Below are 14,947 nucleotides of genomic sequence, written 5' to 3'. Positions count from 1 at the left end.
CCGACGACGGCCCGGTGAGGGTCAGTCCCGCGGGTCGAGCGACGGCGTGGGGTCCTCCCCGGCCATCAGGGCGAGCAGGCCGCGCGGGGTGTCGTCACCGAACATCATCGCCTGGTTGCGGGCCGCTTCGGCGGCGGACGCGGCACCGCGCGGGAACAGGGCCTGCTCGTACTCGGCCAGCGCGGCCTCGACGTCGTCCGGGTGCGCGACGAGCGCCCGGCCGAGCTCGGCGCCGTCGACCATCGCGAGGTTGGCGCCCTCCCCGGCGAACGGGGACATGAGGTGGGCGGCGTCGCCGAGCAGGGTCACCCCGGGCACCCGGTCCCAGCGGTGGCCGACGGGCAGGGCATGGATCGGGCGGGGGACCGGGGTGGTGTCGCTGTCGGTGAGGAGCGCGGTCAGCTCGGGCGCCCAGCCGTCGAACTCCTCGGCCGCGATCCGCTTCGTGGCGGCGACGGGGTCGGACAGGTCGATCCGGTCGAGCCAGTCCTGCGACTCCGCGAGGGCGACGTAGGTGTGCAGGGTCGCGCCGCTCTCACGGTGGGCGAGGATCGCGCGGCCCGGGGCGAGTGCGAACAGGGCGCCGCCGCCGACGGTCTGTGCGCCCTCGGGGTGACGGGTGTCGGCGTCGTGGAGGTAGGTCTCGAGGAACGAGATCCCGGCGTAGGCGGGGACGGCGTCGGAGACGAGCGGCCGCACGTGCGACCAGGCCCCGTCGGCGCCGACGAGCAGGTCGGCGGTCGCCGCGGTGCCGTCGGCGAAGCGCACCTCGTGCCGGCCTCCGCCGAGGCTGCGCACCTCGCGGACCTTGTGGCCCCAGCGGATCGTGCCGGCGGGCAGCGAGTCGAGCAGCATCCGGCGCAGCGCGGCGCGCTGGACCTCCGGGCGACCGCCCTGGCCCTCGTCGGGCTCGTCGAGCAGGACGGTGCCGTCGGGCGCGAGCACCCGCGTGGCCTCGGCGCCCTCGAGGATCAGGGCGCGGAACTGCTCGGTGAGCCCGGCCGCGGCGAGGGCGGGTTGGCCGCCGTCCTCGTGGATGTCGAGCATCCCGCCCTGGGCGCGGGCGTCGGCAGAGGGTTCGGCCTCGTAGATCGTCACCGGGACGTCGTGGACGGCCAGGACCCGGGCGAGGACGAGCCCGCCGAGTCCGGCTCCGATGATCGTGACGGGGGTCGTCATGGTGGGCTCCTGGATTAGTTGGTGCAGTGCTCCAAGATTGGAGCGGTGCACCAACATGTGTCAAGCTGTCCTCGTGGGACCCACGACACGACCCGGCCAGGCACGCCCCCGGCGCACCGACCCGCTCTCACGCGACGGCATCGTCCGGACGGCCGTGGAGTTGCTCGACGCGGGCGGCGAGGCCGGCCTGACGACCCGCGCGCTCACCGAGCGCCTGGCCACCGGGCCGGGCGCGATCTACCACCGGGTGGGCACGAAGGACGAGCTGCTCGCGGCCGCCACCGACTCCGTGGTCGCCGCGGCGCTGGACGTGGAGCCGACCGACGACCCGCGCGCCGCCGTCCACGCCCTCGCCCTCGGGCTGTTCGACGCGACCGACGCCCACCCCTGGCTCTCCACCCAGCTGGCCACCCAGATCTCGCGCAGCCCTGGCGGCCCGACGACGGCCCGGCTCTTCGAGGGCCTCGGCCGGCAGGTCCGCGCCCTGGGCCTGCCCGAGCGTTCCTGGTTCACCGCGACGTCGGCGGTGATGCACTACGTGCTGGGCGCCGCCGGCCTGAACGCGGTGGCCGGCGTGTACGGGCGGACCCTCGACGCCGGCCGGACGAGTTTCCTCGACTCCGCCGCGACGGCCTGGGAGGACCTCGACCCCGACGAGTACTCCTTCACCCGCGCCGTCGCGGCCCAGCTCCGCGACCACGACGACCGCGAGGAGTTCCTCACCGGGCTCGACCTCCTCCTGGTCGGGATCACGGCCGTGCACCTACCCGGTCGGTAGGTCTCGCCCTCGGTCGACCGGCGACCTGCGGCCCGCCGAGCTCCGTGACAACCGTGTCCGATGGACACGGTCGCCAGGCCGTCGTCCCCACCCTCGGACGACGACCCCGACGACGACGGGATGGTCGCGCAGAACCGGGTCCCGAGGACCCGGTTCTCGCGCGGGTGTCCGGAGTGCGTCTCACGCCCCGTGACATCCGGGCCCGATCCGTCCGCCATTCGCTGTAACCCGGCCGGGAAGTCCGGCGATGTCCCCCTCGACGCCACCGTTGCCGTGGCGACCAGCGCCACCAGTCGGGGGACACGAGATGACCGAGATCGCCAGGGCGACCTGCCCCACCTGCTCCACCGAGCTCTCCGGGGCGGGGGCGATCTGCCCGAATTGCCGCCCGCACCCGGGGTGGTCCGCGCCGGCCCCGAGCGGGCAGTACCCGGCGCCGCCGTTCCCGGGCCAGGCGTACCCGGGCCAGCCGTACGCGCCCTACCAGGGCCAGCCGTACCCGAACGCCCCATACGCGGGCGGGCCCTACCCGATGCCCCAGCCCTCGTACCCGCCGATGCCCGCGCCGAACGCCTACGCGCAGCCCTACGGGATGCCGGTGCGCTCGGCGAAGTCGGCCGGGGTCGCGGTGCTGCTGACCTTCTTCTGGCTCGGCGCCGGGCACCTCTACCTCGACCGCGTCGGCACCGGGCTCGCGCTGATGGGCGCCCACTTCGTCGTGGGCATCTTCCTGTTCGTCCTCTTCGCCCCGCTCGGCTTCCTCGTGTGGCTGGCCGCCTTCATCACGTGCGCGGTCGTCTGCTCGAACCTCGCGAACCAGATCAACGCCGGGACGGTGCCGCCGCGCCTCACGTGGTGAGCCGGCACCGCTAGGAGGCGGAGACGGCGCTGAGGTCGAGGGCCTGCGGCGGGCCGGCGAGGGTGGCCTTCGCGGCGACGCCGAGACCGTCGAGAATCTCGACCTCCCCGGCCTCGAGTCCGTCGAGGGCGAGCCGGACGAGGTCGAGCGGGTCGGTCATGACGTCCGTGCCGAGGTCGAGCCCGGCGTCGCGCGCGAACTCCTTCATCGTGTCGGTGGCGACGAGCCCGGGGACCAGCCCGGCCACCAGCGTGCCCTGGCCGGCGAGCTCCACCCGGATGCCGTTGGTCAGGCCCCACTGGGCGGACTTGGCGGCGGCGTAGGCGGTGTTGCCGTCCACGGTGGTCCAGGCGACGCCCGAGAGGACGTTCAGGATGGCGCCGCCGCCGTTGCGGGCGAGGATCGGGGCGAACGCCCGGACCATGGCCAGGGTGCCGTAGTAGTTCGAGTCCATCGTCGCCCGGATCGCGTCGAGGTCACCGGTCACGAGGTTGCCGCCCGCGGTGAACGCGGCGTTGTTCACCAGGACGTCGACATCGGTGGCGACGGCGGCGGCGGCGTCGACCGAGGCCTGGTCGTTGATGTCCAGGCGCAGGATCTCGACGCTCGGGATCGTGACGAGCTCGGGCCGGCGGGCGGTGGCGTAGACCTTGGCCCCGCGCTGCAGCAGTTCGACCGCGAAGTGGTGGCCGATCCCGCGGTTCGTGCCTGTGACGAGGGCGGTAGCTCCGCGCAGTTCCATCGAGTGCCTCCGATGCAGCCAACATGACCGTGCGGTCATGTTTCCCGAACCTAGTGACAAGATGACCGCACGGTCAACTTGGGTAGGGTGGTGACCGTGACCACGCCCGAGCGACCGCTGCGCGCCGACGCGACCCGCAATCGCGGGTCGCTGCTGGCCGCGGCCGAGGCGGAGTTCGCCGAGCGGGGTCTCGATGCGTCGATGGCGGACATCGCACGCCGGGCCGGGGTCGCCAAGGGCACGGTCTTCCGGCACTTCGCCACCAAGGAGGAGCTGATCGCCGCCATCGTCGGCGGCCACTTCCAGGAGCTCGCCGCCGTCGCCCGGGGCCTCGCGGACGCACCCGACCCCGGTGCGGCGCTCCTGGAGTTCCTGACGGTGGCGGCCGGCGGGCAGGCCCACCACGACCTGTCGTTCCTCCAGACGATCACCGCGGGCGACTCCGGGGTCGCCCGTCTGCGCGACGAGCTCCACGGGTGCGTCGAACAGCTGGTCGGGCGGGCGCGCGACGCGGGGGCGGTCCGCGCCGACGTCACCGGCACCGACGTCTGGGTCCTCATCTGCGCGCCGGTCCACGCGACCACCTACGTGACCGACCCGGCTCCCGACCTCTGGCGCCGCTACCTGGCGATCATCTTCGACGGACTGCGCCCCGCCGGGGCCCACCCCCTGCCCGGACCGGCCCCGGACTGGCCCTGACCGGTCCCGGCGCCACACCAGCAGCACACCACCGGCGGGGACCCGCCCGATATGAGCCGTTCGTGGCGGGCTGTCGGGGTAGGTGTCCTCCTGGCGCTGACCATGGGCTGCGCGGGCCCGATGTCCCCGCCGGCCCCGGTCGTCGCGCCCTCGATCACCGCGCAGGAGCCCGGGACCGCGCCCACCACCTCCCCGGCCCAGCAGGCCGTCGACGCGGGGGACGCCACCGTGACGCGCGACGGGGTGGAGGTCGGGATCGCCGTGCTCGACCGGCGGACCGGCACGCTCGCCACCAACGACGCCGGTGCCTCGCCGTTCAACTCCGCGTCGTTGTCGAAGGTGCTGACCGTCGTCGACGCCCTGACCAACGGCGACGAGGTCACCGACGACGACCGACAGCTGATGCAGGCGGCGCTCGGCCCCAGCGACGACGACGCGATGAACACGCTCTGGTCCACCTCCGGCGGCTCGTCGGGGATCACGCGCATCGTCGACGGGCTCGGCCTGCAGGACACGACCGTCCCCGACGACGCGTCGCAGTGGGGCGAGGTCCAGCTCTCGCCCCGCGACATGGCGAGCGTGCTGCGCTTCGTCGTCGAGGGTCTCGCCCCGGCCGACCGCGACTTCGTCCTCACCGCGATGAGCGCGGCCCCGGCGCGGGCCACCGACGGGTTCGACCAGGCCTTCGGGCTGCTCGACCCCGAGCGCCGCGGCCCGGCGGCGGCCAAGCAGGGCTGGCTGTGCTGCCTCGACGACAGCGTCGACCTGCACAGCGCGGGCCTTCCCGACGAGGCCGGCCGCTTCGTCGTCGCGATCTTCTCCCAGCAGCCCTTCGGCTACCCGGCCGCGCGGAGCGTTCTCGACGACGCCTCGGCCGCGGTCCGCGACGTCCTCGGCGCCTGAGCCCCCCGGCTCGGCGACGTCACGCCGGACACGAGGTCCCCACCGGATACCGTTCCTGCGCAGCGAGCGTCCCCACCAGCACGAACCGGGCCGCCGAGACCCCCGGGGGAGCGTCATGACCGCCACCATCACCGACCGGCCCGACGCGCCGGAGGTGACGCCCACCCGCCGGCGCCTCTCGCCCGCGGTGATCGGCGGGCTCTGCGGGGCCCTCGCCGGGGCGGTGCTCTTCGCGCTCGCGCACCGCGGGATGCCCGACGACACGTACATCACGCTCGACTACGCCCGGAACCTCGCGCTGCACGGGCACTGGGGCCTCACCCCGTTCCGCGACGCCAACTCCGCGACCTCCCCGCTCAACGTGTGGCTGCTCGCCGCGGGCATCGTCGTGACCGGGCGGCCCGCGGTCTCCGTCGGGCTGGTGCTCGTGGCGTCGACGGCGGCGCTCGGGGTGTGGAGCGCCCAGCTCGCCGCGACGCTCGGGGTGCGGCGGCGGGTGCTGGTCGGGCTCGTCGTGGGGCTGACCCTCACCTCGCCGATCTTCGCGAGCATCGTCGGGATGGAGTCGTTCCTCGGGGCCGCGCTGCTGCTCGGGGTCGCCCGCTACGCCGCGGCCCGGCGGCCGCTCGCCGCGGGGATCGTCCTCGGCCTGGCGGTGCTCTGTCGGCCCGACCTCGCCGCGCCGGGCCTCGTCCTGCTGGTGGGGCTGCTGGTCGGGCGGACCCTCGCGAACTGGCGCGCCCTGATCCCGGCGCTCGGCGCGACGATCGTCGTGGCGCTGCCGTGGCACCTGTGGTCGTGGGTGGTGCTCGGCGGCTTCGTCCCCGACACTCTGGTGATCAAGACCGGCGGCTCGTTCCCCAACGGCGAGGTCTTCGGCAACGGCCCCGCGTTCTGGGCCGAGCGGTGGCCGGTGCCGATGGTGCTGATCGGGGCGGTGGTGCTCACCGGGCTGGTCGCGCTGGTGCGGTCGCTGGCCGCCGTGGTGCGGGGACGCCACGTCCCGGTCGACCGCGTCATCGTCGCCTGCGGGCTCGGCGGGCTGCTGCACTACGGCGTGTACGCGGCGATGGGGGTGTCGTCGTACATCTGGTACTACTGCCCGTCGCTCTTCCTGATGACGACCTGCGCCGCGCTGCTCGCCGCCGACCTCGCGACCCGCCGGACGACCGCGCTGGTCCCCGCGCTCGCGGTGGTGGCGGGGATGGCGGTCGGGATCCAGGTCGTGGGGCCGGTCCCGTGGTCGCAGCCGGTGATCTTCGGCAACTGGGCCACGGCCGCGCAGTACATCGAGGCCGGGAAGCAGCTGGGCGCGGTGCTGCCGCCCGGGCAGAGCGTGGCGGCCCCCGGCGAGATCGGGGCCCTGGCCTACGGGTGCGAGTGCGACATCGTCGACGCGTTCTCCGACCACGACCGTGTGCGCGCCCTCGCCGCCGGCCGGGAGGCCCAGGGCGGACCGCTGACCCGCGCGTTCCTGCGGGTCAACTACCTGTTCTCCGAGAACGAGCCGCCCCGCCCCACCGACCACCGGCTGCGCTGGGTGGAGGGAGAGGGCCCGGGGTGGCCGACGAACGTCCCGGGTCGCGGCCCGGGACGCCTCGTGCTCGACCCGTAGGGAACCCGGAGCGACGCCGGAACCGGGCCCACGGCAACCGTGTCCGATCGACACGGTTCCGCCGCGGGCGACGGTCCGAGGAGGTCGGCCGGAACAGGGTCGTCGTGACCCGGTTTCGGTGCGGCCGTCCGGCCCGCGGCGCCGGAGGACGTCGCGACGACCGTGTCCGACGGACACGGTTCCGGCACGGCCGGAGCGGTCAGCCGACCGCGCCCTGGTACTCGACGTCGTCGTAGTCCTCGTAGGCGATCGTCGGGCCGGTCTCCCAGCCGGGCGTCGACCGGGTGCCGGAGCTGAGGTCGACGAGGCCGGCCGGCCGATCGCGGACCACCAGGTCGACGCGGCCCCACGGCTTCGTCCGCGGCCCACCGGGCTGCACCGCGGTGGCCAGGCGCACGTAGGTGGAGCGCTCGTCGTCGAACCGCCACGCCCCGCCGCGCTCCTGCTTCTCCTGCAGCGCCCAGTAGTCCTTGCCGAGGTCCTCGTCGGCGTGGATGCGGACGTCCGGGGCGGGGGCGATCCCGCGGGCGACCGCGACCTGGTCGACGCACGGCCAGAGCACGGCCGACATCTGGTCGGCCAGCACGGGCTTGCCCGCGAGCACCTCGCCGACGGGCTTCGGCGTGCCCAGGAAGGGTTCGGCCACTGCGACCCGGTCCTGGGCGCGCGCCGGCCCGGGCTCGACGACCACGCGGGTCCACTCGGGACGCGACGCCTGGTCGACGAGCGACACCGCCCGCTCCTGCCACGTCCGGCCGTCCGCGTTGGGCAGCGGCTGGATGTCCTTGCGGCCCGTCACCTCGGGGACCGCGCCGCGCCCGAACTCGACGACGACGCGCTCGTCGGGACCGCCCGACATCAGCATCGGCACGACGACGTCCGTCGCGTCGCCGCCCGCGGGCACCGGGTACCAGCCGGTGCGCAGGCCGCCACGGCCGGTCGAGGTGGGCGTGACGTCGTGCCAGACGCGCCCGAGGTCCGGCACCGGGCCCGGCGCCGGGAAGCGCGCCGCGTCGACCATGTCCCCGTCGGTCACGGCCGGCCCCACCGGTCGCCCGAGCGGCACCGACGCCGCCCCCAGGGCCGTCACCTCGGTCTCCAGACCGCACGCCGTCCCGACGACGTCCTTCGTGTTGCCCAGCGCGATGGTCCAGCCCGGGTACTGACGCAGCGGGGCGTAGAGGAAGGCGCCGAGCATCCCGACGACGAGGGTCACGCAGGCGACGATGAGCACGGCGCGGTCGGGCTCGGGGCGGGGGAGACGACGCTCGGGCCAGCGGCGCACCGACCACCGGGCCCAGGCGAGCGCGAGCAGTGCGACCGCGATCCACACCAGCGGGTTGCGCAGGAACACCGGCCCGAGGTGGGGCGCGAGCAGGTTCTGGCTCAGCGGGGTGGGGGCCGGGTCGGCGTGGGCGCCGAAGGGTTGGCCGCGGTCGGAGTAGGGCGTCCAGACATTCCAGCCGGCGAAGCTGATCGACACGACCACGACGAGCACCGCGAGGCCGGCCGACGTGGCCAGCGCCCGTTCCCCGCGGGGCATCGGCGCGCGCAGCAGGGCGACCGCGAGCAGCACCGTCCCGGCCGCCGCGACCGCCGGGAAGTGCAGCACCCACTTCGTCGGGCTGGCCGCGACGAGCACGAACGCCACGGCACTCGTGGCCGCGGAGTGCAGCAGGAGGCGACGGAGGTCGTCGTCGTCGGGACCCCGCAGCGCACTGCCCGCCGCGACCAGCAGCATCACGCCGATCGTCAGCAGGATCGGCCCGCGGCGGCCCCACGGCGTGCGGCCGGGGGAGAGCAGGGTCTGGTAGTGGGTGAGCTCGTCGTACCAGGGGACGGTGTTGTAGTAGTACGCGTGCACGGCCGACGCCTCGAGGATGTCGCCGAGCGACGCGTCGGCGAAGGCCACCGGCACCGCGATCGACGCCGCCGCCCCGAGCACCGCCACGACGACGACCCGCTCCCGCGCCGTCGATGCCACGATCCGCGGCCACCAGCGCGGCAGCTCGACCACCAGCGGCGCGACCGCCACCAGCCCGGTCGGCGAGCACGCCAGCGACAGCGCCGCGGCCGCCACCGCCAGGGCGAGGAGCAGCGGCGCCTCGCGGACGCGGGCGAGCTCCACCAGCAGGAGCACCACCACCGAGAGCAGCACGATCAGCGGCTCCGGGCGCAGCGTCAGCCCGAACGGCAGGAACCAGACGAGGTGCGCGACCAGCAGCGCCCACGGCACCAGGTCCCGACGAACCCGCGCGCGCCGCAGGGCGAGCGCCAGGTAGACGCGCAGGAGGGCATAGGTGAGCAGGCCGAACGCGAGCGGGAGCAGGCGCATCCACACGAGCGACCAGCCGCCGACCGCCCCCCAGGCCTGCATGAGGTACTGCGACAGGACGAAGGGGTTCTCCGTCACGTTGAACATGTAGACGGCGTTGCCGATGTAGCCCGCGGCGTCGGCGTTGCGCGCCATCAGCGGATACCAGCTGTCGTCGAAGTTCATCGGGCCGAGCACCACCCAGGCGCCCGACACCCCGACGACGAGGCCGTCGGCCCACGACAGATGGCGGCGCAGCACCGATCCCGCGTGCCGCCGGCCCTGCCACCACCGCGCGACCGCCGGCCCGTGGTCGCGCGCGAGCAGGACGAACAGCACAGCGAGCGCGGCCAGGTGGGCGATCAGCAGCACGATCTTGAGGGCGCCGGGTGTGCTGTCGTAGCGGTCGTCGGGCTGGAGCGTCACCTCGAGCGGCTGGTTCTCGGCGGTCGTCGTCAGCTCCGAGACCTGGGGGACCGCGATGTCGGCGCAGTCGCCACAGGCGAGGGGGAGCGGGGCGCCGTCGAGGGTGGCTCGGAGGCCTTCTGCGCCGCTCGACAGGGCGAGGGTGCAGTTGTTCGCCGGGATCGGCGTGGTCAGCATCCGCTCGCCGGAGACGACGACGTCGACCCGGTTCCCGGCGGACGACACGACGAGGCCGCCGGCGGCGACGCGGTCGGGCGTGGGGTCGGGCTTGCGGTCCTCGGGGGCGACGTCGGATTTCTCCGCCGGCGGCACCGCACCCGGCGGCATCGTCCGGAAGACGTCCCCGCCGACGCGCAGCGCGGCGCAGGGGAGCGTGACGTCGAGGGAGGCGGGGCGGGGCGGGCTGAGCGCGAGGGTGGTCGAGCGCGCGGGCTGGCCGGCGGGTGGCCACGACACCGTGGTGACCTCGCTGGTGACCGGGGCCAGGGGGATCGCGAGCCCGAGCACGATCGTGAGCAGCGCCCACGCGAGGACGGTGACCGGGCGTGCCCTCGTCGGCGCGTCGTTCGACGGCGCGCCGGACGGGCTGAGCACAGCAGTCACTACCTACCCCCGGACCCTCGCCCCCGGTGTCCATCTATCGCTCTGACGGAGCAAGGGTAGGGGTCACGCGCCGTGAACCTCCCGGAGGCGCGCGGGATGCGGCCGTGATGGCGGTCGGCGTCGTCCCCTCGTCGGGGGACACCCGTGTCGTCCCGGGGACCGGCTGCTCAGGGGACGGGACGGACCCGGTCGCGGCGGCAGAGTTCTCCCTGTCAGCACGGAGAACGCCCACCAGGACGCTCCCGCCCCCACTCCCTCACCCTCGGGAGCACGTCATGCGTCTCGCCCGGATCGCCGCCACCACCCTGATCGCCGGCTCGCTCACCTTCGCCGGCACCGGCATCGCCCTGGCCGCCACCCCCGTCACCGTCCCGACGTCGAGCACCAGTGCCGCCGTGGTCAGCGAGCCGGGGCGCCTCATGCTGTCGGCCTCGTCGGTGAAGCCCGGCGCGTCGGTGCAGTTCTCCGGGACGTTCGCCGAGCCGGCGGCCTCCACCGCGACCGGCCCGATCACGGTCACCTCGCCGGCGTTCGCCGGGCCGGCCACGATGACGCGGACCGACCCCGAGGCGTTCTCCGGATCGGCCGTCGTCGCCGCCGGGGCGAAGCCCGGCACGTACACGGTGACCGCGTCGTCGTCGGCGGGCACGGTCACCTCCACGCTGACCGTCCCCGGCGCCGCCCCGGCCCCCACGCCCGCCCACCACGGCGGCACCGCGGCGGGCGCGGGCGCCGGGGCTGGCACGCACGGCTCGGGACACGGTTCGTCGTCGGGAAGCTCGAGCAGCACGTCGACCGATACCGCGACCGAGACCGACACCATCGCGAGCAGCACCGAGCTGGAGACTGGTTCGGACATGCTGCCCTGGGTCCTCGGCGGGGCCGGAGCGGTGGTGCTGATCGGCGGGGGCGCGTACGCGATCGGGCGTGGTCGGCGCGGCGACCGCGCGGACCTGCAGGCCGGGCAGGACTACCGCGAGCCGCGCACCGAGGTCATGTCCCGTCGGTGAGAGTCGGAGCTACGTCGGGACCGTGTCCATCGGACACGGTTCCGTCGTCGTCGTGTCGCTGAGGCCCGGGCCGTCCCGGCGGACCGTCAGCTGCTCCGGCTCGGTCCGGGCAAGGAGGAGTGTCCCGTTCGTGACCTCGCCCGGTCATGCTCCGTCCATGCTGGCTCCACAGTCTCCGCGGCCCAGGCCCGGACCCAGGACGACCCGCGCTGTGTTGCCCCCGGTCGTCGCGTACCAGTGTCAGACCTGCAGGAACCCGATCGACCTCTGGCGGGATCGGCCGTACTGCTCTGCCCTGTGTCAGAGCCGAGCCAGCGCTTCCCGGTCGCCTGCGCGGCCCCGTGGCGTCGCGCCCCGGTCGGCGGCCGACACGCCCGCGCCCAAGGGGAAGTCGGCGGCGGCGAGCGGGGAAACGACGCAACGGAAGTCGGCGGCGGCGAGCGGCGGCAAGACGCAGCCGGGGTCGGCGGCTTCGCGGCGCCGAGTCCCGCCACAGTCGGCGGCTGCGCGTCGCGAACCTCCGCCGCAGTCGGCGGCGGCGAGTCGGCCGGCGACCCCGCCACAATCGGCGGCTGCTCGGCCCGGCAACGTCTGACCGCAAACCAGAGGCGAGTGTCGAAGCGCACCGTGGCAGGCCTCTGCAAGCAGAGCCTGTCGGCACGACTTAGGTGCTCGACTGGGCGGGACGCTCCGCACCCATCAGGAGGAGCGACGCGAACACCGGCGCCACCCACGCAGGGGACCGCGGCAGCACGACGACCATCGGGACCGACCAGGCCAGCAGCGTCCCGCCGACCCACCGCGGCACCGACTGTCCCCGGGTCGCCGCCGAGACGAGGTGTGCTCCCAGCACCGCGCACGGCACGCCGAAGCTCGCGATCGAGAACCAGGCGGTCAGCGCCCGCCGGACCCCGGCCTCGTCGTGGGGCTCCAGTCGCACGGTGTCCCACCAGCCCTCGCGGTGGATGCGGGCCCACTCCGACCGCGTGCCCCACGTGGCCAGCACGGTGTGGGTGGCGCCGAAGGCGAGGGTGAGCCACCCGCCGGCCCAGACCGCTGTCGAACGTCGCATCGGGACTCCTTCTGTACGGTGCCGTATCTACTCGACCGTAGGCGCTCTGTACGGCGCCGTATAGTCACGATGTGGCACGCGCGAGGACACCCCGACAGGCCTGGGTCGACGCCGGCCTGCGGATGCTGGGGGAGCGGGGCCCCGACGCGGTGCGGGTCGAGGTGCTGGCCCGCGAGCTCGGGGTCACCAAGGGCGGCTTCTACGGCTACTTCGCCGACCGCCCGGCCCTGCTCACCGAGGTGCTCGACGAGTGGGAGCGCCGCAGCGGGAGCGCCGTGGTCGAGCAGGCCGAGCGCGAGGGCGGCGACCCGCTGACGAAGGCCCGCCGCGCGGCGATGCTGACGTTCGCCGACGACCTCGTGCCGGTCGACCTGGCCGTGCGGGACTGGGCCCGGCGTGACCCCGAGGTCGCCGAGCGCCTCCGCCGGGTCGACGACGCGCGCATGGAGTACCTGCGGGACACCTTCCGCGAGCGCTTCCCCGACCCGCTCGACCTCGAGGCCCGCTGCCTGCTCGCCTTCGCCGCGGCCATCTCGAGCTCCCTGATCGTCGCCTCGCACGGGGGTCGGAGCCGGACCGAGGTCATGGCCCGGGCGGCGGTGCTGGTGTTCGAGGCGTAGCTCGCTCGTTCGGGTGCGACCCCTGGAGCTGCGATAACGCTCGCCTCCGGAACTCCGAACCACCGGTCAACACGGAGGTCGGGGGACACCATGGGTCGGCATCACCAGCAGCACTCGCGGCGCGGCAGCTACGTCGCGCACCTCGCGCTCGGCGCGGCCACGGTCGCCGGCATGCTCGGCGGCGGTGGGGTGGCAGTCGCGCTGCAGGCCGCGCCGGCCCCGGTCGTCCCTGCCTTCCCGACGACGGCCCCTGCCGCCGTGGCTCCGGTCGTCGCGCCGGTGCCGACGACGACCGAGGCGGCTCGTCCCTCGTCAAAGACCCCCGCAAAGACGACCACCAAGAAGACGACCACCAAGAAGCCGACGACGAAGAAGCCGGCGCCGGTCTGCGACCTCTCGGGCCCGCCGGAGTTCGGCGACCCGGCCCACCCGAACGTCATCACCAACCGGAACTGCGGCTACGTCGACTCCCGGGGCCGGGAGCGTTCGCGCGACCGGTGGATCGACGACCAGCTCCTCGACGCTGCCGCGCATTGACGCGTGCGGCGGTTCGGTGCTCGAGTCAACGGAGGGGTGTCGCGGCACGCGGCACGGAGACGCGGCTGAGCACCGCCCGGACAGGTCCTCATGACAGGCGCAGATCGATCCGGAGGACCGCTCAGCGTCCTGGCAGTGCACCTTCATGGTGGTCGTCGAGCCAGCGCTGGGAGGCGATGAGGGGCAGCAGCGCCCGCCACATGGCTTCGAGTCGCCCGGACAGTTCATCGAGGGCGTCGGTGCGGTCGCAGATCAGTCGGTGCCCGGTGATGGTGGCGGTGACGGACTGCGCTAGCGCGTGGACGTCGGTCCCGTCCCGGAGCAGCCCGGCTGCGGCCGCGTCGCTCAGGTGGGTGTCGATGAAGGCCTCGGCCTGCTCGTAGTGCTCGCGAGCACGGTCGGAGGGGACGCCGGGGTCGTTGAGCAGCCGGATGGCGCCCCGCACGATCGGGTCGGTCAGCATCAGCGTGAACACCCCGTCGATGGAGGCGATGAGGGCCTTCAGCGGATCGATCCCGCGCCCCCGGACCTCGGCGGCCATCTCGGTCCAGGTGTGGGTGGTCTCGGCGATGATGGCCTCGACGAGGGCCTGTTTGCTGGAGAAGTGGAAGTACAGCGCGCCTTTGGTGACCCCGCAGGCCTCGAGGATCTCGCGCAGCGACGTCCCGTGGTAGCCGGTGGCCGCGAAGTGCTCGCCTGCGGCCGTGAGCAGGCCGTGGCGTGTCACCACGGCACGCTGCTGCTGTCCGCGACCGCCATGCCGCGGGAACCCATCGGAGGCCCCGGTGGCACTGGCGCCGGTGCCGTCATCAGGATGCGAACTCACAGTGGTCCCCCTCCCCGCTGAGGTGAGCGCGACGGTACCGGGCCAGTCGAACCCGACGTCCACCCTTCTCACCGACGAAAACGAGCGGTATGTTCGCCGCCCCGGGGTCCGTGGCCAGGCCGAGGACGGAGCGTGAACCTGGACTGCGGGGAGATCGCACAGCGGGTGGCGCCGCTGGAACGGTCCGGACGGCCCAGTGCCGACGACGTCGACGTACTCCAGTCCCGGGTGCGCCCCGTACTACGACTTGCCGCGGCTTCACCACCCGAGGGGTGCGCGCATGAGCCTGATCGACCTGACCGCCCTGGGCTTGCCGTCGACTTTCGACGCGCAGCCTTCAGTCGCCGCAGCGCGGTATCCGGAACTGGCCGGCGGCGCGCGGACGCGCGACCGACTGGTCGAGCTGCACGTGCTCGTCGAGCACGGCGACGCGGCCGCCGCCGCCGAGGCCCAGGAGTGGCTCGACGACGACGCCGATGCACGGAGAGTCTGGCACCAGGTCGAGGCGCGGTGCCGGCAGCTGCGGATCGACACCGCGACCCATCTGCCGCCCCGTGTCGGCAACGCTCTCCCGGTAGACGCCGGCCGGCGCAACGTCGTGCCCCCGGGGAGCTGATCCCCGACCCTCATACACCGTGCCGGGCGTTGCCTGGGGGGTACGCCCGGCACGGGTCCTGTGCTCCTTGACTCCGCTGAGCGGGTGCACGCACCTCGGGAAGACCCTGGCGCACGAGACATGGGGCGACCTGAGCAGCTCCTCGGCC

14 protein-coding genes are annotated in these 14,947 nt (G+C 74.1%); 9 read left to right on the top strand and 5 right to left on the bottom strand.

Annotation, left to right across the window (positions count from 1 at the left end; translation table 11 throughout):
- Positions 1 to 21: 21 nt before the first annotated feature.
- Positions 22 to 1,179: an FAD-dependent oxidoreductase gene (locus ACFPBZ_RS05435; protein ID WP_378034988.1), complete on the bottom strand. Its 1,158-nt coding sequence runs from the start codon at positions 1,177 to 1,179 to the stop codon at positions 22 to 24.
- 55 nt (positions 1,180 to 1,234) lie between these two features.
- Here ACFPBZ_RS05435 and ACFPBZ_RS05430 point away from each other — a divergent pair, with 55 nt between their 5' ends.
- Both ACFPBZ_RS05430 and ACFPBZ_RS05425 read left to right on the top strand, forming a co-directional pair.
- The gene (locus tag ACFPBZ_RS05430; RefSeq protein WP_378034987.1) at positions 1,235 to 1,957 is read left to right on the top strand and encodes a TetR/AcrR family transcriptional regulator; all 723 of its coding nucleotides are present in this window, start codon (positions 1,235 to 1,237) and stop codon (positions 1,955 to 1,957) included.
- A 307-nt stretch (positions 1,958 to 2,264) separates the two neighbouring features.
- Positions 2,265 to 2,816 (top strand): TM2 domain-containing protein, encoded by a 552-nt coding sequence (locus ACFPBZ_RS05425; protein WP_378034986.1) that lies wholly within the window; start codon positions 2,265 to 2,267, stop codon positions 2,814 to 2,816.
- Positions 2,817 to 2,826: 10 nt separating this feature from the next.
- Here the strand turns inward: ACFPBZ_RS05425 and ACFPBZ_RS05420 are convergent, their stop codons facing one another.
- On the bottom strand, positions 2,827 to 3,558 hold the full coding sequence (locus ACFPBZ_RS05420) for an SDR family NAD(P)-dependent oxidoreductase (protein WP_378034985.1): 732 nt from the start codon (positions 3,556 to 3,558) through the stop codon (positions 2,827 to 2,829).
- Positions 3,559 to 3,654: 96 nt separating this feature from the next.
- Between ACFPBZ_RS05420 and ACFPBZ_RS05415 the strand changes: the two genes are divergently transcribed.
- The 3 genes from ACFPBZ_RS05415 to ACFPBZ_RS05405 all read left to right on the top strand — a co-directional run bounded on the left by ACFPBZ_RS05415 (position 3,655) and on the right by ACFPBZ_RS05405 (position 6,775).
- On the top strand, positions 3,655 to 4,257 hold the full coding sequence (locus ACFPBZ_RS05415; protein WP_378034984.1) for a TetR/AcrR family transcriptional regulator: 603 nt from the start codon (positions 3,655 to 3,657) through the stop codon (positions 4,255 to 4,257).
- Between the two features lie 51 nt (positions 4,258 to 4,308).
- Complete coding sequence (locus ACFPBZ_RS05410) at positions 4,309 to 5,160, top strand: serine hydrolase (protein WP_378034983.1); 852 nt, start codon at positions 4,309 to 4,311, stop codon at positions 5,158 to 5,160.
- Positions 5,161 to 5,275: 115 nt separating this feature from the next.
- Positions 5,276 to 6,775, top strand: coding sequence for a hypothetical protein (locus ACFPBZ_RS05405; RefSeq protein ID WP_378034982.1), 1,500 nt, complete (start codon positions 5,276 to 5,278; stop codon positions 6,773 to 6,775).
- A gap of 199 nt (positions 6,776 to 6,974) precedes the next feature.
- Here ACFPBZ_RS05405 and ACFPBZ_RS05400 read toward each other — a convergent pair whose 3' ends face one another.
- Positions 6,975 to 10,109, bottom strand: coding sequence for an arabinosyltransferase domain-containing protein (locus ACFPBZ_RS05400; protein WP_378034981.1), 3,135 nt, complete (start codon positions 10,107 to 10,109; stop codon positions 6,975 to 6,977).
- 284 nt (positions 10,110 to 10,393) lie between these two features.
- Here ACFPBZ_RS05400 and ACFPBZ_RS05395 point away from each other — a divergent pair, with 284 nt between their 5' ends.
- Complete coding sequence (locus tag ACFPBZ_RS05395; RefSeq protein WP_378034980.1) at positions 10,394 to 11,128, top strand: hypothetical protein; 735 nt, start codon at positions 10,394 to 10,396, stop codon at positions 11,126 to 11,128.
- Positions 11,129 to 11,792: 664 nt separating this feature from the next.
- On the opposite strand, the gene ACFPBZ_RS05390 is transcribed toward ACFPBZ_RS05395, so the two are convergent.
- Positions 11,793 to 12,200: a DUF6463 family protein gene (locus tag ACFPBZ_RS05390; RefSeq protein WP_378034979.1), complete on the bottom strand. Its 408-nt coding sequence runs from the start codon at positions 12,198 to 12,200 to the stop codon at positions 11,793 to 11,795.
- 71 nt (positions 12,201 to 12,271) lie between these two features.
- Between ACFPBZ_RS05390 and ACFPBZ_RS05385 the strand changes: the two genes are divergently transcribed.
- Positions 12,272 to 12,820, top strand: a complete 549-nt coding sequence (locus tag ACFPBZ_RS05385; RefSeq protein WP_378034978.1) for a TetR/AcrR family transcriptional regulator — start codon at positions 12,272 to 12,274, stop codon at positions 12,818 to 12,820.
- A 90-nt stretch (positions 12,821 to 12,910) separates the two neighbouring features.
- Positions 12,911 to 13,357: a hypothetical protein gene (locus ACFPBZ_RS05380; RefSeq protein ID WP_378034977.1), complete on the top strand. Its 447-nt coding sequence runs from the start codon at positions 12,911 to 12,913 to the stop codon at positions 13,355 to 13,357.
- A gap of 121 nt (positions 13,358 to 13,478) precedes the next feature.
- Here ACFPBZ_RS05380 and ACFPBZ_RS05375 read toward each other — a convergent pair whose 3' ends face one another.
- Positions 13,479 to 14,246 (bottom strand): ScbR family autoregulator-binding transcription factor, encoded by a 768-nt coding sequence (locus ACFPBZ_RS05375; protein ID WP_378034976.1) that lies wholly within the window; start codon positions 14,244 to 14,246, stop codon positions 13,479 to 13,481.
- A gap of 217 nt (positions 14,247 to 14,463) precedes the next feature.
- On the opposite strand from ACFPBZ_RS05375, the gene ACFPBZ_RS05370 reads away from it, so the two are divergent.
- The gene (locus ACFPBZ_RS05370) at positions 14,464 to 14,799 is read left to right on the top strand and encodes a hypothetical protein (RefSeq protein WP_378034975.1); all 336 of its coding nucleotides are present in this window, start codon (positions 14,464 to 14,466) and stop codon (positions 14,797 to 14,799) included.
- Positions 14,800 to 14,947 lie beyond the last annotated feature (148 nt).

Origin of the sequence: Actinomycetospora atypica (assembly GCF_042653685.1) — a bacterium.
Classification (GTDB): Bacteria; Actinomycetota; Actinomycetes; order Mycobacteriales; family Pseudonocardiaceae; genus Actinomycetospora; species Actinomycetospora atypica.
The sequence above is the reverse complement of the archived record's forward strand: the minus strand, read 5'-3'. Positions and strand labels throughout refer to the sequence as shown.